Annotated in this window: 23 protein-coding genes; 16 read left to right on the top strand and 7 right to left on the bottom strand. The window is 38.7% G+C overall.

Features of this window, described 5'->3' with window-relative positions; all coding sequences use genetic code 11:
• The first annotated feature begins 165 nt into the window (after positions 1 to 165).
• From miaB to QCD85_RS00080, 8 genes are all read left to right on the top strand, one after another.
• Positions 166 to 1,716, top strand: a complete 1,551-nt coding sequence (gene miaB / locus QCD85_RS00115; RefSeq protein WP_204824513.1) for a tRNA (N6-isopentenyl adenosine(37)-C2)-methylthiotransferase MiaB — start codon at positions 166 to 168, stop codon at positions 1,714 to 1,716.
• A 32-nt stretch (positions 1,717 to 1,748) separates the two neighbouring features.
• Positions 1,749 to 2,210, top strand: coding sequence for a RicAFT regulatory complex protein RicA family protein (locus QCD85_RS00110; protein WP_204824512.1), 462 nt, complete (start codon positions 1,749 to 1,751; stop codon positions 2,208 to 2,210).
• Between the two features lie 132 nt (positions 2,211 to 2,342).
• A complete protein-coding gene (locus QCD85_RS00105) occupies positions 2,343 to 3,383 on the top strand; it encodes a GNAT family N-acetyltransferase (protein WP_301261315.1) in 1,041 nt (346 codons plus the stop codon).
• A gap of 30 nt (positions 3,384 to 3,413) precedes the next feature.
• Positions 3,414 to 3,812: a PaaI family thioesterase gene (locus QCD85_RS00100; protein WP_273615827.1), complete on the top strand. Its 399-nt coding sequence runs from the start codon at positions 3,414 to 3,416 to the stop codon at positions 3,810 to 3,812.
• Positions 3,813 to 3,883: 71 nt separating this feature from the next.
• Positions 3,884 to 4,657 (top strand): NUDIX domain-containing protein, encoded by a 774-nt coding sequence (locus tag QCD85_RS00095; protein ID WP_204824509.1) that lies wholly within the window; start codon positions 3,884 to 3,886, stop codon positions 4,655 to 4,657.
• A 48-nt stretch (positions 4,658 to 4,705) separates the two neighbouring features.
• Positions 4,706 to 5,248: a cysteine hydrolase family protein gene (locus QCD85_RS00090; protein ID WP_301261314.1), complete on the top strand. Its 543-nt coding sequence runs from the start codon at positions 4,706 to 4,708 to the stop codon at positions 5,246 to 5,248.
• A gap of 91 nt (positions 5,249 to 5,339) precedes the next feature.
• The gene (locus QCD85_RS00085) at positions 5,340 to 6,794 is read left to right on the top strand and encodes a nicotinate phosphoribosyltransferase (RefSeq protein ID WP_273615829.1); all 1,455 of its coding nucleotides are present in this window, start codon (positions 5,340 to 5,342) and stop codon (positions 6,792 to 6,794) included.
• A 158-nt stretch (positions 6,795 to 6,952) separates the two neighbouring features.
• Positions 6,953 to 7,951 (top strand): acrylyl-CoA reductase family protein, encoded by a 999-nt coding sequence (locus QCD85_RS00080; protein WP_301261313.1) that lies wholly within the window; start codon positions 6,953 to 6,955, stop codon positions 7,949 to 7,951.
• 200 nt (positions 7,952 to 8,151) lie between these two features.
• On the opposite strand, the gene QCD85_RS00075 is transcribed toward QCD85_RS00080, so the two are convergent.
• Complete coding sequence (locus tag QCD85_RS00075) at positions 8,152 to 8,664, bottom strand: MogA/MoaB family molybdenum cofactor biosynthesis protein (protein WP_273615831.1); 513 nt, start codon at positions 8,662 to 8,664, stop codon at positions 8,152 to 8,154.
• Between the two features lie 149 nt (positions 8,665 to 8,813).
• Here QCD85_RS00075 and QCD85_RS00070 point away from each other — a divergent pair, with 149 nt between their 5' ends.
• The 4 genes from QCD85_RS00070 to QCD85_RS00055 all read left to right on the top strand — a co-directional run bounded on the left by QCD85_RS00070 (position 8,814) and on the right by QCD85_RS00055 (position 13,588).
• Complete coding sequence (locus QCD85_RS00070) at positions 8,814 to 9,833, top strand: CobW family GTP-binding protein (protein ID WP_301261312.1); 1,020 nt, start codon at positions 8,814 to 8,816, stop codon at positions 9,831 to 9,833.
• 79 nt (positions 9,834 to 9,912) lie between these two features.
• On the top strand, positions 9,913 to 10,251 hold the full coding sequence (locus QCD85_RS00065; RefSeq protein ID WP_274172944.1) for a four-helix bundle copper-binding protein: 339 nt from the start codon (positions 9,913 to 9,915) through the stop codon (positions 10,249 to 10,251).
• Between the two features lie 582 nt (positions 10,252 to 10,833).
• Positions 10,834 to 12,543 carry an arginine--tRNA ligase gene (gene argS / locus QCD85_RS00060; RefSeq protein ID WP_301261311.1) on the top strand — a complete coding sequence of 570 codons (1,710 nt, stop codon included), beginning with the start codon at positions 10,834 to 10,836 and terminating at the stop codon, positions 12,541 to 12,543.
• A gap of 115 nt (positions 12,544 to 12,658) precedes the next feature.
• Entirely contained in the window at positions 12,659 to 13,588 is a 930-nt protein-coding gene (locus tag QCD85_RS00055; protein WP_301261310.1) for an S-layer homology domain-containing protein, read from the top strand.
• A 142-nt stretch (positions 13,589 to 13,730) separates the two neighbouring features.
• On the opposite strand, the gene QCD85_RS00050 is transcribed toward QCD85_RS00055, so the two are convergent.
• Positions 13,731 to 14,897, bottom strand: a complete 1,167-nt coding sequence (locus QCD85_RS00050) for an AI-2E family transporter (protein ID WP_273615835.1) — start codon at positions 14,895 to 14,897, stop codon at positions 13,731 to 13,733.
• 342 nt (positions 14,898 to 15,239) lie between these two features.
• On the opposite strand from QCD85_RS00050, the gene QCD85_RS00045 reads away from it, so the two are divergent.
• Positions 15,240 to 16,511, top strand: a complete 1,272-nt coding sequence (locus QCD85_RS00045) for a methyl-accepting chemotaxis protein (protein ID WP_274170280.1) — start codon at positions 15,240 to 15,242, stop codon at positions 16,509 to 16,511.
• 75 nt (positions 16,512 to 16,586) lie between these two features.
• Here QCD85_RS00045 and QCD85_RS00040 read toward each other — a convergent pair whose 3' ends face one another.
• The gene (locus QCD85_RS00040) at positions 16,587 to 18,722 is read right to left on the bottom strand and encodes an ABC transporter ATP-binding protein (protein ID WP_301261309.1); all 2,136 of its coding nucleotides are present in this window, start codon (positions 18,720 to 18,722) and stop codon (positions 16,587 to 16,589) included.
• A 9-nt stretch (positions 18,723 to 18,731) separates the two neighbouring features.
• A complete protein-coding gene (locus QCD85_RS00035; RefSeq protein WP_273615838.1) occupies positions 18,732 to 20,477 on the bottom strand; it encodes an ABC transporter ATP-binding protein in 1,746 nt (581 codons plus the stop codon).
• 519 nt (positions 20,478 to 20,996) lie between these two features.
• Here QCD85_RS00035 and QCD85_RS00030 point away from each other — a divergent pair.
• Positions 20,997 to 21,296 (top strand): HesB/YadR/YfhF family protein, encoded by a 300-nt coding sequence (locus QCD85_RS00030; protein WP_273615840.1) that lies wholly within the window; start codon positions 20,997 to 20,999, stop codon positions 21,294 to 21,296.
• Between the two features lie 81 nt (positions 21,297 to 21,377).
• Here the strand turns inward: QCD85_RS00030 and QCD85_RS00025 are convergent, their stop codons facing one another.
• The 3 genes from QCD85_RS00025 to QCD85_RS00015 form a co-directional block, all read right to left on the bottom strand.
• A complete protein-coding gene (locus tag QCD85_RS00025) occupies positions 21,378 to 21,884 on the bottom strand; it encodes an ADP-heptose synthase (RefSeq protein ID WP_301261308.1) in 507 nt (168 codons plus the stop codon).
• Between the two features lie 139 nt (positions 21,885 to 22,023).
• Positions 22,024 to 22,476 (bottom strand): DUF441 domain-containing protein, encoded by a 453-nt coding sequence (locus QCD85_RS00020; protein WP_373461954.1) that lies wholly within the window; start codon positions 22,474 to 22,476, stop codon positions 22,024 to 22,026.
• Between the two features lie 115 nt (positions 22,477 to 22,591).
• A complete protein-coding gene (locus QCD85_RS00015; RefSeq protein WP_301261942.1) occupies positions 22,592 to 23,575 on the bottom strand; it encodes a YpdA family putative bacillithiol disulfide reductase in 984 nt (327 codons plus the stop codon).
• 304 nt (positions 23,576 to 23,879) lie between these two features.
• Between QCD85_RS00015 and QCD85_RS00010 the strand changes: the two genes are divergently transcribed.
• The gene (locus QCD85_RS00010; protein ID WP_273615841.1) at positions 23,880 to 24,395 is read left to right on the top strand and encodes a DUF3939 domain-containing protein; all 516 of its coding nucleotides are present in this window, start codon (positions 23,880 to 23,882) and stop codon (positions 24,393 to 24,395) included.
• A gap of 224 nt (positions 24,396 to 24,619) precedes the next feature.
• On the top strand, positions 24,620 to 25,303 hold the full coding sequence (locus tag QCD85_RS00005) for an HAD family hydrolase (protein WP_301261307.1): 684 nt from the start codon (positions 24,620 to 24,622) through the stop codon (positions 25,301 to 25,303).
• The last annotated feature ends 250 nt before the right edge of the window (positions 25,304 to 25,553 follow it).

Raw genomic sequence — 25,553 nt, 5'->3', positions numbered from 1 at the left:
TGTTAAGTAACTAAGAACATGAACCATTGTACTGGTGGAACAGGCACGATTTGACAGCTTTTTATAATAGAGTAAGCATGATATAATTAGCAGTAATGCTTTTTTAAGATGTTGGAAGAGGCATACAGAAACTTTAGAATGATGCTTACAGTGGGGAGTGGCAGCATGTCAAAAGAAATTAAGGATTATTCCAAGTACTTTGATTTTTCGGATGCTAAAGTGATTTCAGAAGATGAAAACGGCAAAAAAATTCGTATCCGAGGTCGGGAAATCCATATTATATCTGAACCGAATCAACGTGAAGAAAAGAAACGTGGTAAACAAGATGTGCAAGTTGTCTATGAGGAAAGTATTCCAGAAGAACTACGTACTGTTGGGATAGGCAAGCATTATCTTGTCTATACATTTGGTTGTCAGATGAATGAGCATGATTCTGAGACGATCAAAGGTATGTTAGAACAGATGGGCTATCAAGCCACAGAAAGTCGTGAAGAAGCAGATATTATTTTGTTAAATACGTGCGCTATTCGCGAAAATGCAGAAGATCGAGTATTTGGTGAATTGGGTCATCTCAAAACATTAAAACTTGAAAAGCCAGGCCTATTATTAGGCGTATGCGGTTGCATGTCTCAAGAAGAAGGCGTCGTTAATCGTATTATGCAAAAGCATGGTTTTGTCGATATGATCTTTGGTACACATAATATTCACCGTCTGCCTTATTTAATTCAAGAATCGCTATTCAGTAAAGAAATGGTCGTCGAGGTCTGGTCCAAAGAAGGAGATATCGTCGAAAATTTACCGAAAAAGCGGCAGGGTATGCGTGGTTGGGTAAATATTATGTATGGATGCGATAAATTCTGTACGTATTGCATCGTGCCTTTTACACGTGGTAAAGAACGCAGTCGTCTTCCGCAAGATGTGATCGCTGAAGTGCGTGAATTAGCGCGTCAAGGATTTAAAGAAATTACACTACTAGGTCAAAATGTTAATGCTTATGGCAAAGACTTGACAGGTATGAACTATACATTTGGAGATTTGATGGATGATATCTCCAAAATTGATATCCCGCGTGTTCGCTTCACCACATCGCATCCAAGAGATTTCGATGATCGTCTGATCGAAGTATTGGCTAAAGGTGGTAATCTGGTAGAACATATTCACTTGCCTGTACAATCAGGTAGCAGTGCTGTATTGAAAAAAATGAGTCGTAAATATACACGCGAGTTATATTTGGATCTGGTAGGTAGAATCAAAGCCTCCATTCCTAATGCTGTACTGACTACCGATATTATCGTAGGTTTCCCTGGCGAAACAGACGAGCAATTTGAAGAAACATTATCACTTGTACGTGAAGTTGGATTTGATTCGGCATATACATTTATCTATTCACCACGTGAAGGTACACCGGCAGCTGTGATGGAAGACAATGTACCGATGGAAGTGAAAAAAGAACGATTGCAACGCTTGAACCAAACGATTAAAGACTACAGCTTAATCGGTAGTGAAAAATTCTTAGGTCAAGTGGTTGAAGTACTGGTTGAAGGTGAAAGTAAAAACAATGCAACGGTTCTGGCAGGACGCACGCGTTCTAACAAATTAGTTCATTTTGAAGGATCAGCAGACTTGATCGGTCAATTCGTACACGTACAGATTACCGATTACAAAACGTTTTATATCAAAGGCGAACTGGTTGCTGAACCTGCTGTAGCCTATTAATTAAATTTGAGCAAGTAAACGGAGGATTGTCGATGGAGCATCATGATCGCAATGTTGAATCAACGACAGGCGGAGCACCACTTGAATTAAATACACAGGGTCTTTTTATTCGTGAAGATATTATGGCAAAAACCAAGCAATTGGCTGCGCTGATCTCAGAAAGTGAAGAAGTGGATCATTTCAAAAGAGCAGAAAAAATGATTCAATCTCATCCACGAATCGAAGAATTAATTCGTACGATTAAGAAAAAGCAAAAAGAAGTGGTTGCTTTTGAATCGATGAAAAATGAAAAAATGATTGCTAGAATTGAAGGCGAATTAACAGCCTTACAACAAGAACTGGATGATATTCCATTAGTATCGGATTATCAAGAAAGTCAGGTTGAAATTAACGACATGTTACAAATGGTTATTTCAGTTATTCATGATACCGTTTCTGAGAAAATCAATGTAGAGAGCGGTAAGGATTCACCTCCATCGTCCTGCAATGACTAGAACAAATCCAAAGACGCGGAGCATATAGCCGCGTCTTTTTTGATTTTTGTAGAACTCTATGGGCTATCTCTATAGGTACCTGCCATATGATTTCATATTGTTGACTCTACATGCAGAAAGAAGTGAATGGTCATGGAATCTTCTAATTATGGTTATGATTCTGTGTTAATCCGTACTCAATCCAATCACGAATGTGTACCTATTACATTATTGATGCTTGCTGATCCTGATCTAGAAGCGATACAGCGTTACAAAGCATATTGTCGTTGGTGGATAGCAGAGATAGCGAATCATGTAGTAGGAGTCTGTGGAGTGCTTCAACGTACAGCACAAGAATGGGAAATTATGAATATCGCAGTCGAAGAGGGTTATGAAGGTCAAGGCATAGGCAGTAAGTTACTGGACGAAGTATTAGAGCAACTCAAGCAGTTCAAAGCTAACGTTGTGACAGTAGCTACAGGTAATTCCAGTCTGCGCGCACTTGCCTTTTATCAAAAACATGGGTTTCGTATCATAAGAATAGAACATGATCATTTTACTACTCATTATGAACAGCCTATTATTGAAAATGGTATTGTATGTCGGGATCAAATCATTTTGCAAAAGAGTTGGGGCGATTCTAACTCTCTATCTTATATGTATCCTTATAGCAAAGAACCTTATTTGGCGATGGTTGTCTCTGTGCGGATTGCTCAGATTCGGGATTCTGGTGCTTTGATTCGGATGAAGCAGAAATTAGACGAGCAGACTACTTTTATGTTGCTTGAGCCTGGTGAGCGGAATCTGAATGAAGCAGAACAACGGGATATGATTCGTTATGCACTGCGTAGTGCTAATTCTAATATTTTTCTAGCTGAACACGAAGGTCAGATTATTGGATATTTGGAAGCGATTGGTGGCAAAGTTGCACGTAATCGCCATAGTGTATATATTGTTGTAGGTGTACTGCAAGAGTATGCAAATCGTGGTATAGGACGACGGTTATTTCAGACGATGATTCACTGGGCACAAGATCGTCATTTGCATCGTCTTGAATTGAATGTGCAAGGTAATAATGAACGCGCTTTACATTTATATCGTTCATTGGGTTTTCGGATTGAAGGGATTCAAAAAAACGCATTAGTGGTTGAACAGCGCTATGTAGATTTGATACAAATGGGATTGTTATTGTAACAAGCCGTTTTGAACAGGAGGAGCATTTTTTTGACACATTGGGATGAAATATTAAAAAAAAGCGAACAACTATACTGGGGACTACTAGGTTGCCGTCTTATTGCAAGTGAACAGGATTATATTACGATAGGGCTTACAGCAACACCTCAACATTTAAATCATATGCATATTGTGCATGGTGGTGTACAGATGTCGATGATGGATCAAGTGATGGGGATGTTGTCGATGGCGATTCAAGATGGACAACCTTGTGTAACCACAAATATGAACACTCATTTTGTAGAATCGATGAAAGAAGGCGAACTGTTTGCGACAGCTCGTATACTTCATCTCGCTGGTAGAACAGTGACTTTGCAAGCAGAAGTATCTAACGCAGAAGGAACAATAGGAGCTATCTCAACTGCAACATTTATAGCAACTCGCAAATAAAGATTGACCTATCTGAGAGAATCATTCATAATGATATTATCAAATAGATAAAATGAACAGTGGTGATAACGATGACGGATAACAGCAAACAGCATTCGTATGATGTCAAAAAGTATCGTACGCCCGATGGCGCACCAGCCGATATTGTTATGTTTACTTTGACTAAAAAAGAGCGGAAGACTTTTACCAAAACATTACCTTTACGTGAATTGAAAGTAATGTTGATTCGTCGCCGCTCATGGCCTTTTGCCGGGAAATGGGCGTTGCCTGGTGGATTTTCACACGACGATGAATCGTTATTTGAAGCAGCGCAACGTGAGCTCAAAGAAGAAACAGGAGTAGATGGTCGCCATCTGGAGTATCTTGGTGTCTATAGTGAACCAGGGCGTGATCCTCGTGGTTGGATTATCTCTCATGCGTTTTTTGCTTTAGTAGAAGAGCAGGTGTTAGAGAAACGGCAGGCGGCTGACGATGCAGAAGAAGTAGGTCTATTTACAATTGAAGAAGCACTGGAAAAGCTAGAACTTGGATTTGATCATCATGATATTATTCGTGATGCATATATGCGGATTCAAGAACAGATGCTCAGTACAGTCATCGCTAAAAAGTTTTTACCGCCTGAATTTACATTAAGTGAATTGTATCAGGTGATCAAAGCAGTTGTGCCTGATTTTGAAGAACCGAATTTTATTCGTAAAATTACATCAACTCGTAGTCGCAAAGGGATTATTGAAGAGGTTCACGATGAAGAAGGGAACTTGTTAAGTTCTAATCAGTATTCTCAGCGACCTGCACAATTATATCGTTTTACAGGTCTTGTACCACGTCTTTCAATTTATTCGTAAAGATATTCTGAGTCGTTATTTTTATTTCGATATCTGGAGGCGTATATTATGAAAGCTCTAATTGTAATCGATTATACTCGTGACTTTGTAGATGGTGCTTTACCTGTAGGACAACCTGCGATCGATATTGAACAGCGTATGGTGGAGTTGACCGAGAAATTTGTTAATAACGATGATTATGTAGTGATGGCTGTTGATATGCACGAGCCTAATGATGCTTACCATCCAGAGACCAATCTTTTTCCACCGCATAATATTCGCGGTACAGCAGGTCGAGAATTGTATGGTGGACTGAGTGAAGTGTATGCGAATCATCAACAGCAGATCGTATGGATGGACAAGACTAGATATAGCGCTTTTGCAGGTACTGATCTTGAATTGAAGTTACGTGAACGTGGAATTACAGAAGTGCATCTGATTGGAGTATGCACAGATATTTGTGTTTTGCATACAGCGGTAGATGCTTATAATAAAGGATTCAAATTAGTGATCCATACGGATGCAATCGCAAGCTTTAATCCAGAAGGTCATGTATGGGCAATCAGTCATTTTGAACAAAGTATGGGTGCAGAGCTTATTGATAGCTATTAATGTGCAATGATTCACAATTCTGCTTGTGCAGCAGAAAGACGTGCAAGCAGAGTTGCTTTTGCATGATCAACAATGAAGAGGTGACATGGTGATGAATGAAATGGGACTGGCTTTACATACAGATAAGTATCAGATCAATATGATGTATGCTCATTGGATTAATGGTACACATCATAAGAAAGCAGTATTTGAAGCTTATTTCCGCAAACTTCCTTTTGGTAATGGCTACGCCGTTTTTGCAGGTCTGGAACGGATTGTGAATTATATAACCAACTTGAGTTTTCGTGAAGAAGATATTGCTTATCTGGCAGAACAGGAAGAAAACTATGACGCTAAGTTTTTAGAAGAATTGCGCCAGTTCCGTTTTCATGGCAATCTGTTTTCGATGAAAGAAGGAGCAGTTGTTTTTGCAGATGAGCCATTGATTCGTGTAGAAGGTTCGATTATTGAAGCACAGTTGGTAGAAACGGCTTTGCTTAACTTTATGAACTATCAGACCCTAATCGCTACCAAAGCTTCACGCATCAAGCAGGTGGGCGGTAACGATATTCTACTAGAGTTTGGTACAAGACGCGCTCAAGAAGCAGATGCGGCGATCTGGGGAGCCAGAGCAGCTTATATCGCAGGCTTTCATGCAACATCCAATATGTTAGCAGGAGCAAGATTCGGCATTCCTACCAAAGGCACACATGCTCATGCATGGGTACAGAGCTTTGGCAATGAACAAGAAGCGTTTGATCGTTATGCCAATGCAATGCCAGACGGAGTGACATTGCTAGTCGATACATTTGATACATTAGGTAGCGGTGTTCCACATGCGATCAAAACAGCTAAAGACTTGGAAGCTCGTGGTAAAAAGATGATCGCTATTCGTCTGGATAGTGGTGACCTTGCTTACTTATCGATTCAAGCGCGTAAAATGCTAGACGATGCCGGATTATCGTATGTCAAAATCGTTGCTTCTAACGATCTGGATGAAAATACGATTCTCGATCTAAAAGCTCAAGGAGCACGTATCGATACATGGGGCGTAGGTACACAGTTGATAACAGCATCCGATCAACCTTCTTTAGGTGGAGTATACAAATTAGTCGAATGTGAGATTGATGGTGAAATGGTACCAACGATCAAAATCTCTGCTAATCCTGAAAAAGTATCTACACCGGGTACCAAAGAAGTATACCGGATTATTAATCCAACCAACGGTAAAGCGATCGCTGATTATATCTGTTTCCCTGATGAGAAAGATCCGCTCGAAGGCAAGCGACTTAAATTATTTAACCCGGCACATCCATATATCCGTAAATATGTATCAGATTACAAAGCGGTTCCGATGTTAGAACCTATTTTTATCGAAGGCAAGCAAGTGTATACGATGCCTAATTTGGAAGAGATTCGCGCTTATCATGTGAGTCAATTGGATGAATTCTGGCCTGAATATTTGCGTAAATTAAATCCTGAGATTTATCGTGTAAATGTAAGTGTGAAAGCTTGGGAAATGAAGCAGAAATTACTTGCGCAATATTTACCAGAAGAAGAATTGTAATTCATATTCAACCTTATGCCAGACCTGCCTTTTGCTAAAGGTAGGTTTTTTGGTTATATAATATAGGAGAGTGTTGTTCGTATACTGTACAATTTATCGCTGCCTTATTATACGTTAATCATTATAATCAACAAGGAAATACAGAAAGGATGAATCACATGGAACAGACATTTCGTGCTTTTGTTTTAGAAAAGACAGGTCAAGAAGTTACAGGCGGAGTTCAATCGTTACAGTTGGATCAATTACCAGAAGGGTCTGTAACTATTAAAGTATCTTATTCAGATGTCAATTATAAAGATGGACTGGCAAGTATCGCAGAAGGTAAAATCGTCAAGCAGTACCCATTTGTACCGGGTATTGATCTGGCAGGAGAAGTGGTACATTCTACCGATGAACAATTTCAAGTAGGAGATCAAGTACTTTGTACAGGTTATAAGCTTGGAGTTAGTCATTATGGCGGATATAGTGAATATGCTCGCGTACCAGCAGAATGGTTGATCAAGCTACCTCAAGGGCTAACTGCCAAAGAAGCGATGATTATCGGCACAGCTGGTTTTACAGCGGGCATGTCTGTCGACGCATTGGTTCAACATGGAGTGAAACCTGAAGATGGACCTATTCTTGTCACAGGAGCTACCGGTGGAGTCGGCACGATCGCAATATCGATACTAAGTGCATTAGGCTATGAAGTCTATGCAGCAAGTGGCAAAGCAGAGCAAAAAGAATGGTTAACCACATTAGGTGCTACCTCTATTATTTCTAGAGAAGAAGCAGAGCAGACTGTAAAAGGTCCATTAGGTACATCTACATGGGCAGGTATTATTGATCCTACAGGTGGTAAAGGATTAGGAGAGCGTCTCAAATCATTAACATATCGCGGTGTAGTAGCTGTATCTGGTATGACCGCAGGTAATGATTTTGAAAGTTCAGTATTTCCGTTTATTTTACGTGGAGCGCATCTAATCGGTATTGATTCAGTGTTCTGTCCGTTAGAGATTAGACAACGAGTCTGGAATCATCTAGCAAGCGACTGGAAACCGACAACAGCGATTAATCAGGCAGTGACCGAATATACACTGGAAGAGATACCACAAGCGTTAGAAACGATTCTGGCAGGCAAAGCAGTAGGTCGCCAGTTGATTAAAGTAACATCTTAACGTTAATCTTATATCACTGTATCAGATAACAAATAACATAGAAAAGCACACTGTTTATCAATCACAGTGTGCTTTTTGCTATATTTTTTTGCGCTAATTTCATCTATATATTGTAATTAGTATAACCAGCGGTATACATCATTTCTTATCGAGAAAATAACTATTTTATAATAATTACTTTCCATTTTTAACTATTAAAATTATTTTTTATAAATTTCTCGCATAACATGACCTAATTCGGGAATAATAATTCGTTCCATTGCTAGCTTAACAGCACCTCGTGAACCAGGCATGGAGAATACAGCGGTTCCTCCGATTGTACCTGCAATTGCACGGCTCATAATCGCAGCCGAACCAATATCTTCAGTAAAACTCAAAAAGCGGAAAATTTCTCCAAAGCCAGGCAATTCTTTAGTTAAAAGACTTTGTACCGCTTCAAAAGTTACATCTTGTGGTGCGATACCTGTTCCGCCTGTTAACAAAATAGCTTCGACTTCCGGACGTTCTGCGGCATCATGAAGCAATTCACGAATACCTACATAACTATCTTTAACAATCGTATAATCGATAACCTCATAACCATGTTCAGTTAACAGAGATTGCAATAATTGTCCACCTGTATCCGTTTCTATCGTACGTGTATCAGATACTGTAATTACCATACAGCGTACAGTATTAGGTGCTTCTGCGCGATGTTCATCCACTGATCTCATATGATTATTCACTCCTTTGTTCTCATTCAAGCATCTTTGCCATTGTAACACAGGTCATGATTGATCATGAACACTTGCCAGGTCAGTGTATAATAAAAGAGTAGACCAATAATGAAAAAAGTAAAGAAAGAGACATAAGGAGGATATCAATGACAACACCTGTATATATTTTGTCTGGATTTCTAGGCAGTGGTAAGACTACATTGCTTCAACATATGATTCAAGAATGGAAAGCACTTGGCAAAACACCTGCTGTCATTATGAATGAGATCGGCGATGTCAATCTGGATGGGATGATGGTTGATCAAGATGTAGCAATGGCTGAATTACTGAGTGGATGTATCTGTTGTTCGATTCGTGCGGATCTAAGCATGGAATTGTACAATCTGATGGAAACCGAAAAGCCTGATGTGATTATTATCGAAGCTTCTGGAGTAGCGAATCCAATCGAGATTTTAGATGCTGTCACCGAGACTTCATTATACAACCGTATGGAATTGAAAAATTTGATTACCGTTGTCGATGCTGCTCATCTATGGGAATTGTATCAAGAGCAAAAAGGTAAAACGTATCGTCTTATGCAAGAACAGATTCGCTGTGCTTCTGTATTGATTTTGAATAAAAGCGATCGTGTTGATACGGAAACGATTACCCAATTAGAAGGCATTTTGCGGGGCTGGAATGCGTATGCACCTATCCATACTACTGTACGCTGTGAAGTACCAAGTACACTGTATACAGACCTTTCATCGGTAGTCGATGCCAAAGAAACACTGGATAGAAATAAGTCTACTTCATCTGCTAGCGAACATCAGCAAGATCATTCTGAACATGACCATACTCATGATCATGCAGAGCATATGCATGGTTCTCATAGTCATGTGATGGCGTACACACATTATTTTGAACATCCGATCAATAGTGAAGATTTTGAGAATGTGATTCGGTCTTTACCTACCGAAGTATACCGGGCGAAAGGAATTCTAACATTTAACGACACTGCAAGTCGATTTTTGTTCCAGTATGCTTATCGTGAAATGGATTTTATGAAGATTACTCCGCAAAAAGAAGTACCGGATGTGGCTGTTTTTATCGGTGAACATTTCGACAAACGGCAGATAAAGGAACAGTTGTTAGCATTAGAAGAGCAAGCTGCTAAATTATCGTAAGTACACAGTTTCAATATGAGTATAGCCGGGGTAATAGTTCGATATAACTATTACAATCTCAACGGAGGTCATACTAATGATGACTAATCAAAAATTATACCATGCTCATATTGAAGCTTGTGTCGAGGCTATGAATGCTTGTAACCTTTCGTATGTGGCTAATTTGAAAGAATATAATCTTGAAAAATTATGTGAATGTATACGTATTACTCGTGAATGTGCAGAAATCTGCTCTTTTACCGCGCAATCGCTAAGTCAAGGTAGTCAATTTGCAGGTGAAATTGCTGAATTATGTGCAAAAGTATGTGAAGCTTGTATCGCTGAATGTGCTAAGCATGATAATCAACATTCTCGTGAATGTATCGAAGCTTGCCGTCATTGTGTAGAAATGTGTAAAGACCTAATGGTAGCTGCATAATCTACTACTTTATACATAGATGACTGTGATAAATATCTATTGCTAAAGACCTTTGCATATTTGCGAAGGTCTTTTTGTTTGGGTTTTATTGATAGCCTATCGGCGAATGAATTTTACGAAAAGAAAACATATTTTTTAAAAAATAAAGTTGCTTCAACCTAACATGGTATGTATAATACATTCTAACTTTAATATTTATCGTTAATGAACGAGAGAGTAGCCATAACGATCACTGTTTGAGCAGCGAGCCGGGAGAGTGAGAGCCGGTAAAACATTCGTAGGTGAACCGCACTCGGGAAATGATTTATTGAAAGGGCGACCGCACAGATACTGTTGCGAACCTGTATAGATAAGTCCGGCTGACACCGTTATCGTAATCAAGTGACAGTAAAATTGATGAATGCAATAGGATTGTATGTCCTGATTGATCATCAATACACTGTACAAAGAGTGGTACCGCGGGAATGCTAATCATAAGCACTCGTCTCTTAAGTGATAATTCACTTAAAAGATGAGTGCTTTTTTGCTGTTTTTTTGAGGATTGCCAACGTACCGTCATATTATTCAAAGGAGACTAGAACGATGAAATTAGCATCTTTTTTCCAACACCAAGCCGTTTCGATTCTACAACCATTAACATCGCTTACTGAAGAACAATTGATACATATGTTAGAAGTTCCACCACAGATTGAAATGGGTGATCTGGCATTTCCCTGTTACTTGCTTGCCAAAACATGGAGACGTTCACCTCAAGCGATTGCTCTTGAATTAACAGTCGCGATTCAAAATCATCCCGATTCTTGGGTTCAAGCTACCGCTGTAGGTGCTTATGTTAATTTGAAATGGAATCGTGAGCATTATGGAGCTCAATTATTATCCAGCTTAGCGGAAAAGCAAAATACAGAACTTACGATCGGCGCAGGGCAGCGGATTGTGATCGATATGTCGTCACCTAATATTGCTAAGCCATTTGGCGTAGGGCATTTACGTTCTACCGTAATCGGAGCAGCTTTGCATCGGATCTATGAGGCAGCAGGATATGAAGCGATTAGAGTCAATCATTTAGGAGACTGGGGAACACAATTTGGTAAATTAATTACAGCATATTTACGCTGGGGCGATCCAGAACAGCTCAAGCATCATCCGATTCGTGAATCGTTAAGAGTGTATATTCAATTTCATGAAGAGGTTCTACAAGCACCGGAGTTAGAAGATGAAGCAAGAGAATGGTTTGCCAGATTAGAACAAGGTGATGCTCAAGCGGTAGAATTATGGAAGTATTTTGTAGATGTGAGTATAGAGTCACTTCAGCCCATGTATCAACGGTTAGGTGTGGAATTTGATTATGTGTTGGGAGAAAGTTTTTATAACGATAAAATGCCTGCGGTGATCGAACAATTGCAGAGCAAAGGATTGTTAGTAGAAAGCGATGGAGCACAGGTAGTTAGATTGGATGAGCACCAATTACCACCATGTTTGATTTTGAAATCAGACGGTACAACGATTTATCCTACACGTGATTTGGCTACTGCTATTTACCGCAAAGAAGTGATGGGTGCAGATCAATTAGTCTATGTGGTTGGCGGAGAGCAGACTCTTCATTTCAAACAAGTTTTTGAAGTACTTCGCAAAATGGGCTACACATGGGCAAAAGATTGTACACATGTATCATTTGGATTAATGAAAGTCGATGGCAAAAAAATGTCTACACGTAAAGGAAAAGTTGTCTTTTTAGAGGAGGTACTGGATGAAGCAGTAGAACAGGCACGTCGAATTATTTCTGAAAAAAGCCCTGATTTACCGGATAAAGAGCGTGTAGCTGAACAAGTAGGTATTGGTGCAATTATTTTCGGTGATCTCAAAAATAATCGTCAAAACGAAATCAATTTTTCATTACAACAAGCTGTAACGTTTGAAGGAGAAACAGGGCCTTATATTCAATATACGTATGCTAGAATCCAGAGTATTTTGAGAAAAGTCACATCAGACCTTAATGCTGTTGAACAAGAAATATCCAACCATCCTTGGAGTGATGAAAGTTGGGCTTTGTTGGTTCATTTATCTACGTATACACAGCAGTTAGAGCGCGCAGTTGCTCAACATGAGCCATCCATTTTGGCTAGATATATTATCGAAATAGCGAAGTTATTTAACCAATTTTATAATAAAGATCGTATTGTAGATGCCCCTACAGCATTGAAAAATCAGCGTGTAGCATTAACGGTACAAACCGGATTATATTTAAAACGAGTGATGACGTTATTAGGAATAGAGACGCCAGCTCAGATGTAAGATAAGATCAAAAAGGTGCAACAAATAATTACTTCTGTACGTCTAGGGCATTGTAAGGTTGAATAACATACCATTATTCAGCAACAGACCTATTCAAATGGAGGGAATATAATATATGTGGAATCATAAACAAAAAGCGGTAGCAGTATTAACATTATCATTGGCAATTGCTGGGGCAGGAAGTGCAAGTGCAGCTTCTACGTTTACAGATGTAAAAGATAAAGATAATCAAACAATTGTCAACGCGTTACATGACAAAGGGGTTATTAACGGAGTGAGCTCAACTCAATTTAAGCCGGATATGACACTAACACAACCACAAGCCATTCAAATCCTTGTAAAAGCATTTGATCTTAAAGGTGATGTAACAGAACCAGGTGATGATCTTGCACGTAAAGCATGGTATACCGATTCTTTGCGTATTGCCAAAGCAAACAACTTATCATTGCCAGAAACATTTAATGCTGAAGAAAAAGTAACACGTGAGCAATTTGCTTTGTGGTTACATGAAGCGATTAATGTTACAGGAACGTACCCGAGTACAAAAATGTTTGTCGTCTTTACCGATCAAGACAAAATCAGCAAAACAGCTTCAGCAGCGATTCAAGATTTGGTCAATATGAATGTGATCGATCGTAGTACAATGGGTAAAGCATTTATGCCTACCAAAGATATTACACGTATGGAAGCAGCAGAGTGGGTATATCATGCGGTACAAATGGTAGATCGCTACAATAAAGCTAATGATGATACAACAACTCCTACACCGGGCGAAACGGATGGTGGTCAAATGGGTTATGATCCAGAACTTAGCATTGCACCTGCAGATACAGCAGATCAACAAACAGTAACATTGACAGTACAGCTTCCTAACCCGGGATACTCGGTCAAAATTACTGATGTGAAATTGACAGATGATAAGCGTGCAGTGATTAGCTATACTACAGCCAAACCAGCTCCAGGTGAAATGAATCCTCAAGTAATTACAGAAGGTAAAGTAACAACAACAATACCAGCAGGTTATACACCAGAACTAGCTAAATAAAGCATTAATTCCTGTATATCTGCAACGTTAATAAATCTTTATACCAAAAAAGACCTGAATCCCACTGTGCTGACATAGACAGTCGGTTCAGGTCTTTTTGATGGATTAATGTAATAAGAAAATCGCAATATACGTTATTTCATTAAGGCTTGATAACAGGTGGTTCAGTTGCTTTTTTGGTCTCATATAGATTGGAGCTAACTTTAAACCAATCGAATAGATGAGTCACGATTACTTTGAGTACTGCATATCCAGGAACAGCTAACAAAATACCAACTACTCCGAATAATTTACCAGCTGTTAAAATCACAAAGATAATCGTAATAGGATGCACTTTAAGTGATTTACCCATAATTTGTGGCGAGATAAGCTTACCTTCAACCAATTGAACAATCGTCCATACAATTACCATTTTGAGCAACATAAATGGCGAAGTCACCAAGGCGACAATCAATGCTGGTGTGATTGCAATCGCAGGTCCTAGATAAGGAACAATACTCGTACAAGAAGCAACAATGGCTAACACTAATGAATAATCAAGTCCGATAATCTGATACCCTATATATAGTAGAATCCCTATACATAGACTTACAATAATCTGTCCACGAATATATGAGCTAATTTGGTGGTTCATTTCAGACATCACTTTGCCTGTCTGACTACGTAAAGTGACCGGTACAAATTTCATAATAAAGCCCGGTAATTTGGCACCATCTTTTAATAAGTAAAATAAAATAAATGGCACTGTAACGATAGATAATATCGTTTCTGTTAATGCTCCCAAAAATCCACCGATACCGGTAAACGTCTGATTGATAATCGAAGAACCTTTTTCCGATAAATTTTGTACCAGATCATTAGGATTGATACTAAATGTATGTTGAATTTGTTTGGAAACATCGCCGCCCAACCAGTATTGAATCTGATTTACAATTCCATCATAAAAGGCAGGAATATTACGGATTAATTCTCGAATCTGTGTCTGAATGACAGGAATCACAAGACTAACAATTAATACGATCAGACCGATAATAAGAAGGTATAGCAAAATGATGGAATAAATTCTTTTTACTTTACGTTTTTCCAGAAAATTCACTAATGGATTTAGTAAGTAAAACAATATACCGCTTAAAACGATCGGTAAGATGACCGTCTTGACCAAAACAAACAGAGGAGTAAACACATAAGGTATTTTGGAAAGTAGAAAAATATTTAGTGAGATTAACAATAAGACGAGTAAAAAAATAACAAACCGATTGTTTAGAAAAAATAATTTGAATCGCTCGCTCCAAAGCCGAGTTCGTTCCATAGTGATTCATCCCCTTTGACGACGTTATGCTCTAATTAGGTTAGTGAAAAAGCTTTAAGTTAAGAATAGCTTGCTACAAGCAAGAGAGCAAGTTACATATACAAGGATATGAAAAAAGACACAAAAATAATTATTGCGTCGAAAGACTCATAAAATTTACTTTGCTATGACTTTTATCACACCGATTTCTCTTATTTTTTGCTAAAATTTAAATTAATAAGTGACTCAAGTGATAGAAAAGTAAATACAAGTAGGAGCAAAGTATGGCTCATCTTTTGACTCATTATCCAGTATATGACCTTATTTATTTCTACTCCAAATCTTAGATATATGAGGTGTATCATGAAATTATCTTTAGGTTCAAAGTTAGTATTGAGTTTTATCGGCGTATCTATTATTACGTATGGAACAAGTGCTTTTTTTATTTTTTACTTGAAAGCGTATTTAGCAACAGCGATGAGTGATTGGTTATACGTATCTATTATATTGCTTATGGGTATTACATGGAGCGGAATATTAGGATTTGTTATTTCTAAATTTTTAACTAAACCAATCGTTAATTTATCCAAAGCCGCCAAACGGGTATCAGATGGTGATCTGATGGTAGATATTCCAGAACGTCGTGAAGAAGATGAAATCAAAGTGCTTAACGATGCGTTTCGCGTAATGGTTACTAATATTAAAGATATTATTAATGATATTTCTAACAATACCACTACAACATCGCATAATGCAGAGAATTTAAGTCAATCTATTACAGAAGCGACTAGCCAGATTGAATCGATGGCAGCAGTAGCCGATGATATTTATCATGGTGTTGGTAAGCAACGTGAATCTTCTGAATCTTCACTACAAACGGCAGAGCAGATGTTAGGTTCTTTCCAAGAAATGAAAGAGAAGTCATCGCATATGCGCGCATTGTCCAGTAATATGGAGCAATCGGTAGAAGCAACCAAGCATATTTTTTCATCGTTAAAATCAGGCATGAGTACCCTTGCAGACTCTCAGACACAAGCGGAACAAACGGTACGTCTACTGGATCATCAAGCTTCCGATATCGGTGCCGTTACAGGAACGGTCAAAGAATTAGCCGAACAGACTCATTTGTTAGCATTAAATGCTTCTATTGAAGCCGCCCATGCAGGGGAGCATGGAGCAGGATTTGCAGTAGTAGCGACAGAAATTCGTAAATTAGCTGAACAAAGTAACGATTCTGCGCAAAAAATTCATAGTCTGATTATGGCAGTCCAATCTCAGATTCATGATACAGTGCAATTGATTCATAATCAAAATGAACTGGTACAAAATGAAACATCCAATACGCATAAAGTCGAATCTACACTGATTGAATTTGCAAATGTAGTCTATGAATTTATGTCTGCTGTTCAAGGAATGGAACATTCGATCACTGAACAAACCGATCGTGTAGAATTAACATACCAGAATGTGCATACAATTCGTCAAATGGCTGATAAATTTTATGAAGGAGCCAAACAAATCTCAATGGCTACTCATGAAGAAACAGCGATCATGGAAGAAATCTCATCATCGTCTGATGAATTGAGCATGATGACCAGTCGTTTATTAGAAAAAACAAAAGCGTTTTCGTTGTAAAAATTGAGAGAATAAGTAAACAAAAAGAAGCCTATATCATCCGTTAATCTGGATCATGCAGGCTTCTTTTGTTTATTATGTGGTGCGTCCAATTAGATGAGAAGGTACAGGAACTTCTTTGTCTTTGGCAGACTCTGTACCATCAGCAATAGCGTTAGAACCAGAACCAACTTGCATTCGGTACATCTGGCGATAGCGTCCGTCGAGTTCCATCAATTCATCATGGTTACCACGTTCGACAATTTCACCGCGATGTAGGACTAGAATCTGATCTGCACTACGGATAGTGGATAAGCGGTGAGCAATAATAAAAGTCGTACGACCTTTTTTCAAAACATCCAAAGCCGATTGAATCAAAGCTTCGGTCTCGGTATCAATATTGGCTGTAGCTTCGTCCAGAATAAGAATCGCTGGATCAAAAGCAAGTGCTCTAGCAAACGAAATCAATTGACGTTGTCCAGCCGACAATGTGCTTCCTTTTTCCATAACAGGTTCATCATAGCCTTTAGGAAGATCAGACAAAATCTGCTCGGCACCGACATCACGTAAAGCTTGTTCGATGCGTTCGCGTGAAATCTGTTCATTTTCCAAATTGACGTTAGAAGCAATCGTTCCTGTAAATAGATAAGGGTCTTGCAATACGATGCCCATATGCTGACGTAACCATTGTTTGGGCAACTGTTGTACATCTTGTCCATCAATCGTAATCGTGCCTTGTTGTGGATCATAGAAGCGGAACAGTAGATTAATGATAGAACTTTTACCCGAACCTGTATGACCCACCAGAGCGACAGTCTGTCCTTGCTTCGCTTCAAAGGTGATATGCTTGAGAACAGGATCTTTTTTATAAGCAAAAGTCACATCTTTAAATTCGACATTACCTTTGTAACGAGGCATTCCACCATCGGTTACTGGCTCGCCTTTTTCATCCATTAATTCAAATACACGTCCTGCGGATACCATAGAAAGATCGAGTGCTGCTAGTTGATTGACCATACCTGTAACCGGTTGGAACAATCTTCCCAATACATCGACAAACGCATATAGTACCCCTAATGAAATGACACCTTCAACTCCGCCCAGTGCAGAAGCACCGAAATACCATAATACAATAGCAAATGTAAGACTACGCAACACATTGACTAGATTATGCGAAGTAAAAGCATTTAGATTTAACATTTTATTCTGATAAAACAGATAATCGTTGTTTAGATTTTCAAATTCTTCTTGAGTCTGACGTTGCTTACGGAATACACGAATAATCGACATTCCTTGAATCGATTCATTGATAATAGCGTTAATCTCACTAAGTCTAGAACGGATAATAGTGTTGTATTTGGTTGCAACTTTGCGGTATAACACAATCCACAAAACAAGCAATGGAACAACAAACAAACAGATCAGACCCAGTCGAAAGTCTAGTAAAAACAGTGCAATATAGACACCGATCATATATACAATTCCTGAGCTGAAGTTAGCCAATACTGCGACAAATAAATCTTTGACCGCTTCCGTATCATTGGTAATACGTGATACGACTTTACCGGCTGGCAGATTATCAAAAAAAGGAATTGGTAATCGCTGAATATGAGCATATAAGTCTAAGCGTAATTGCTGAATAACTTTGTTAGCTGACGATTGCAACCAGTAGGTTTTCCCGAATTCCATAATGATTGTAATAAGCAAGAATACAAAGTACCAGCCAATTAGCTTATAAATACCCGGTAGTTCTGGTTGATAAAATGAAAATAATTTATTAGCTGTTAACGGAACCGCTGGATATTTCGCTGTACTTTGGTTATTTTGAATCGTTAAGACACCATTACTGTACGTGCGTTCTCCTTTGGTTGATTCAACAGCACCTTCGATAAAATAAAAGCTCGTTCCACTTTGGATCACATGAGCCTGTGCGCCTTTGGTTTCGCCTGCTGTCCAGAATCCTTCGCGTTTATAATAATTGCCGTTATACAAGACAGCATTCGTACTAGAAGAAGTCTGATAAAAAGGTTGTTCAATCGCAAATAAATGATTATCAATAATATTTTTAGCGATAAAAGGGCCGGCAAGCTCAGCCCCTACACCGATCGCTAACATAATTAACGCGATAATAAATGTTTTTTTCGAACGTAATGCATATTGATAAAGCCTTTTGGTAATTGTTTTGTTATCGAGCTTCGTTGTGGGTTGCTCGTTATAATCTTGAGTCTCCAATAAAGACACCTACCCCTCTAAGGAATCTGCCAGTTGCTGACGTTCATATTGCTCACGATACCAGCCATCCGACTGTAGCAATTCAGCATGAGTTCCTTCTTCAATAATTTTACCGCGATCGAGTACTACGATATGATCTGCATGTTCTACCGCTGATAGGCGATGAGTTGCGATTAGAGTTGTTTTACCCGCACGTTTGGTGCGAATATTCTCGATAATTCTAGTTTCGGTACGAGCATCAACAGCAGATAAAGCATCATCTAAAATCAATACTTCAGGTTCAGCGATAAATGCACGTGCTAGAGATACACGCTGCTTCTGACCACCGGACAAAGCCACACCGCGTTCACCGACAATCGTATCTAGACCATCAGAAAGTGTATGCAAATCTTTATCAAATGCTGCTGTATGGATCGCATTCAATACTTCATCATCGGATGCATCTGATTTGCCGAAGCGAATATTTTCACGCACACTGCGCGAGAATAAGATCTGTTCTTGCGGAACATAACCGATCCATCCATGCAATTGGTCTTTGGCGATATCGTGGATAGATACACCACCAATTTCAAGTTCACCTGTTCCTGTAGGATATTCATAGAGTAGTTGTTTGAGCAGAGTAGACTTACCACTACCTGTTCTACCGACTACGCCTAGCGTTTCACCAGCTCGAATCTGTAGATTCAGATGCTCTAGATTATCCACTGTAGAAGTAGGATAACGGAAAGTGACATCTTTAAATTCAATCTTATGAAGCGATGGCACATGAACCGGTTGAGCGATATCTTCAACATCCGGTTTGACATAGAGTACTTCGTTTACACGATCTAGCGAAGCGCTACCACGTTGCATCAAGTTGATCAATTCACCAATTGCAAACATCGGCCAGATCATCATTCCCAGATACAAGTTAAACGATACAAGATCGCCCAGTGTTAACTCATTATGAAATACCAGATAGATTCCATAACCGAGTGCAATAATATAACTGAGTCCAACAAATAGTCGGATCGTCGGTTCGAACAGTGCATCGACCATAACGACACGTAAGTTTTTGCGATAGACATCATCGGTAATCTTTTCAAAACGATTCTCATCAAAACGTTCTTGTACATAGGCACGGATAACACGTACACCAGCGACTGATTCAAGTACCTGATCATTCATATCCCCGAAAGCATCTTGCGCCAGAGTATAGCGTTCATGTACGACTTTTCCGTAAATCGCCATAGCAAGAGCAATAAAGGGAAGAGGGAGAATTGCAGCGATCGTTAATTTCCAGCTGATCACAAATCCCATCGCTAACAATATTGTTAATAAAAAGAATGTAGAATCGGTAAGAGTAAGCATTCCGAATCCAACCGTCATAGAAACAGAACGTAGATCATTGGTAGCACGAGCCATCAAATCACCTGTACGGTTCCGTTCAAAAAAGGGTGGAGTCATACGCAATAGATGAGCCATAAATCGAGTCCGTAAAAGACGCTCTACTAGATTCGATCCACCGAATAGACTGTGCATCCATACATACGTAATTCCATAAATAACAACCAAAATAACTAACGTGACTGAAATATAATAAACTAATGAAGAGACAGTAATCGTTCCCCCTGAAATCTCATCAATCGCACTTCCTAACAGCTTAGGAGGCGCTAATTCAAGCACGCCGGCAATGATCAATAAAATAACACCGATCAAGTACCGCTTTCGTTCACGACTGAAAAACCAGCCTAAATTTTTGAAAACTGCAAACATATCATCACTACCTTTCTTTCGAACACTGGTCAAAATCCACATAAAAAGACACGTCGTCTGCAAACGCAAACGACGTGTCTTGTATGGACATCATATAGCGCGATTGCTGAGCAACCGCCATATGACAAATAGATATCATTGTGGATAAAGATCAAGCGTGATTTAAAGTACACAATCTACTTGAAGAATTCCATCTGCCGGGGTGCTCCGATATTTAATTGTGATAAAGCTACGGGAATATAAGCGTCAATATGTACGTTCATCATTTTATCCATGGAGATTCACCCTTTCTTCTCAAATGTAGTATGCAGATGGTAATAACTTCTAAATTAGTACCTGTCTGCTGTTGATTGTATCATTGCAATTTTTGCATTGTCAACGTAAAATTCATAAAATCTTCATATTTTTTTAAGGTATTGTTATTTGGATACACAGAAATGAATAAAAAAGCAATAGTGATATCGTGTTATAATAGGCTAGAGAATAGGGTAAATGTTAAAAAGAGAGGTGGTATAAATCATGAGTATAGTTGTATCTGATGAAGCCGCACGCTGGTATAAAAAAGAATTGAGTTTAGCAGAAGGCGATGCTGTGCGCTTTTATGCACGATACAGTAGTAATAGTGAAATTCATCCTGGATTTTCATTAGGTATTTCTGTAGAACCGCCAGTGAGTCCGGCACTAACGCAGGATGTCGAAAATATCCATTTTTATATGGAAGATCAAGATTTGTGGTATATCAACGGATATCAATTGAATGTAGAATATATTGAACATGAAGATGATATTCGGTACGCCTATATGCCGCAATCTCAGTAAACAGAACAGACCTAAAAAAAGCTTCTTCCTCGAATAAGGAAGAAGCTTTTTTGCTTATTGATCCACATATTACAACTTACATTACACTGTAGGTGTTCCTTCAAGCGCAAAAGAAAAGTCTTCAATGTCATACACTTGAACAGGGATTTTGGCTTCAATAATCCGATGAATCATTTCAAATTGATCGGTTAACATAGGAACTTCTTTTTTTAGAGCAGAAAGAATCATTTCGGTCTCAATCGGATCAAACGATTCACCATAATGAGCAATATCCATTGCATTGATAATTTTCAATTGTACTTTTTCACTGAGTAAAATAGCTGAACTTTGAGCCCACGGAACATTCAGTGAACGTTGAATTTTCTTTTTGTTAAGCGGTTCTTCGAAATAAGCAATCAATTGCTGAATTCTTGTTTTGACATACTGATTCTCATTGTCTTCGTTCATTAGAGGTTCAGTACTTTCAGCAAATTCGTATAATTCCATAATACTTGTGTATGGCACAATATATTCTACCGGTTTTTCCGGATCAAGCAGTTGACCATAGATAGCGATCATAACCGCTTCAATAACAAAAGTTTGAGACATAGGTGTATCCTCCTGGATGATGCTAACACATTCAATATAAGCATTTTATCATCGATTCATATTTAGAAAGTATACCACACCTAAGCCTATCGGATAAGCACAATCGTTGAATAGAGTTTGTCCTCATGTAGAATAGTTGCTAGGATTTGCCGATTAATAAAGAGAGCAGACCTGCTGCAATCAATGGCCCAACAGGAACACCTTTGAAAAAAGCGACACCGATTAGTGTTCCGATCAATAACCCGGCTACTACTGTTGGTTGATTGGTCATTAATATGGTTCCTCGTCCGCCCAAGTAAGCGACAAATAAACCAATCCCTATCGCAGCAAGTGATTTCCAACTTAAAAAAGAAGAAAGGATCGTATCTAGTGAAATTTTGCCACTTGCGAGTGGAGTCATCACACCAATTGTCAAAATAATAATCCCGATCGTTAACCCATATTTCTGCAACCATGGGAATGCTTGATGCCAGCCTAATACACGAATAAGCAATAACACAAGCATTGCAATCGTAACCGTAGAGTTGTTGCCGATAATCCCAAGAGCGACAAGCACTAACAAAATTATTGCCGGTGTATCAATCGCAGCCATTTTGATAAGATCACTCCTTTCATGATGTCATTACATAGCAAAATGCCCGCCTAAGCGGACACTTTTTACAGGTAATCAACTACATGTAGTCTATTCTGTATGGATTCTACAATGATTAATGAGCCATTTGCTTATGAATATGGTTAGCAATTTTGTTACCATGACGACGACCGGTTTCGATAAATACTTCATTAGCATTACGACCCGAAGCGATAACGCCTGCTACATAGAGCCCTGGAATATTGGATTCCATCGTTTCCAGATCGAACTTCGGCTTATCCATATCATCACTCATTTCAATACCAGCAGAAGTGAGTAATTTACGATCAGGATGGAAGCCTGTCATCGCAAGTACAAAATCATTTTCGATCGTCGCTGTTTCCCCATCATTTTGCGTAATAATAACTTGAGATGGAGTGATCTCGGTTACTTTAGAATTGAGATGAAGAGTCACATTGCCTTTGAGTACCTGACCTTCAAATACAGGGCGTACCCAGGATTTGATATTTTGCGAAAGATCACTACCACGATAGACCATATCGACATGAGCCCCTACACGTACAATTTCAAGTGCAGCATCGACAGCAGAGTTACTGCCTCCGATTACTGTTACTTTCATACCTGCATAAGGATGAGCTTCGCGGAAATAGTGAGTGACTTTATCCAATTCTTCGCCCGGGATACCCAAGTAGTTAGGATGATCAAAATAACCTGTCGCCAGAATCACTTTGCGTGCCGTATAAGTTTTGTCTTCACCATGACGATTGGTGGTCTGAATTGCAAATGTACCGTCTTGTAGTGGCTGTACCTCAAGCGCTTCTGTATAAGGTTGAACACGCAGATCATAATGACCTGCTGCACGACGATAATAAGCTAAAGCTTCATGGCGGAAAGGCTTGTCATACGGAGTTGAAAATGGCAAATCTCCGATTTCTAACAGTTCCGGGGTACTGAAAAATTGCATATTTGTGGGGTACAAATAAATAGAATGTACCATATTATACTTTTCGATCAATAATGTCTTCGTGCCTAAGCGTGTGCATTCGATTGCAGCAGACAGCCCGCAAGGCCCTGCACCGATAATAATTACATCTTCCATCACAGTGGTCTAGCTCCTTCCATAATCTCTTTTCTGTATAAACGATCTTATCCGTTCAGATCGTTATTAAAATAGAACCATATTTATCCTACCTTAATATGTTATAAAATTCTAGCGTACTTAGGCACATAGACACAATTTAACGTTCAAAACGCACAAATTTGTAAAAAATTGAATCAATGTATGTTAAATGAGGTACAATGATAGTAAGCACAAAAAAGTTAGCAACTTTCTTTACACGTATCTGAAAACGTTTTCGCACTCGATCGCTTAATAATCCCAGCTTGAGGGAGGAGAGACCGATATGTCTGTACTTGGACTATTTAGAAGAAAAGACAAAGAAGACGTCAATAAGTTACCATCTGTTCATGTCACATTAGATGAGTTGCGGTGTGCCGTATTGCAATTTGAACGCGAAATGGATAACGGTATTAATCGTACGGTGTTGATGAAAGAAGATGGAAGTCTCGATCTGCCACGAATTGCTCGTTATTTAGGCGGAGTGAGTGACCAGAAGTTCTATTTATCACGTGAAACATTTGAAATTTTTGCAGAAGAAGAACAGTCTATTCCGTACCATTTGGATCGTGTACAGCTTGCTGTCGATGATTATATGAATGAGACTGGAAAATTACCGATTGTAGAAGATTCTGTGTATTTTGAAGTCGATTGTCGTATGTTGTATCAACAGCATTATTTGCATGAGATTCCTGAATTCAAATTGTATATGACCGATCAAGAAATGATGGTTACCCATCGTCAACCTGTGGCATTACCTGATGTCAAAGCACAGGAAGATCATTCTTACGTATTATTGTAAAATGACTTATAAGTTATCATAAAGTTGAACATTCACAGACCAAAGAGAGAATATTCTCTGCAAACTGTATACTTAATAAAACCCGCTTAGTAATGTGCGGGTTTTTTGCTGTGTTGTTTGCTATTTTGATAGATATTCTACGATAGGCAAAAGCGAAGCCAGACAAGATTTGGTATACTTTTAGCAGAATGTATACATAATTTACTTGTAGGAGTGGACAGAATATGAAGATTAGTGCAGTTATTTTTGATTTGGATAATACATTGATGGATCGAGATTATACGTTTCGAGCCTTTTCGCAAAAGTTGATCAATCATTATTTAGGTCATATCAATGAAGAGAAAGCGAGAGATATACTAGGATATATGCGTATCGCTGATGCCGATGGGTATCGTCCTAAACGTGGATTTTTTGAAGAATTAGTTGAACTCCTACCCTGGGCAGAGAAGCCTACTGTAGATGAGTTATTTGCTTATTATACAGAGCACTATATGAAAGAAGCACGTCTAATGAATCATGCGCTCGATGCTATTCAAGCATGTCGGGATCAAGGGTATAAGTTAGGCATGTTAACCAATGGAGCACATGAAATACAATATGGCAAAGTAGAGCATTTGGGATTGGAATCTTACTTTGATGTCATTTTGACTTCAGGTGAAGCAGGGATCAAAAAGCCAGATCCGAAGATTTACGAGATGATATTAGAGAAATTAGGCACAACCGGAGAAGAAACAATATTTGTCGGCGATCATCCTACCAACGATATCTGGGGAGCCTCCCAATCAGGCATGCGCGGTATTTTCCTGCGTCGAAGTTTTGAGTGGGATAAGAAGTTGGGTGTAGAACCTTGGTATATGATTGATGAATTGAATGAGTTGGAGGATATTTGGCAGGGGGTTAAGAAGTAGTATTAGGAGAGTAGACATGATTTTGATTTGAAAATGAAACTAAAGACCTTATTATTAAGGTCTTTTTTTGTCGTTCAATGAAGAAAATTCTATTTTTTGAAAAAATAATGTGATACTATAGGCTTACTTGTTTGTTAGATTGCCCCTTATTTTACAATTAAATGGATTAGAATATTAAAGTTGAAATAAACACCTAATAACTATGAATTATTTGGAGGAAATGATGACAGAATCATTATCAAAAAATCAA

The sequence above is a fragment of the Paenibacillus sp. PsM32 genome (genome assembly GCF_030433815.1).
GTDB lineage: Bacteria > Bacillota > Bacilli > Paenibacillales > Paenibacillaceae > Saccharibacillus > Saccharibacillus kyungheensis.
This window is presented reverse-complemented; position numbering and strand designations above follow the sequence as displayed.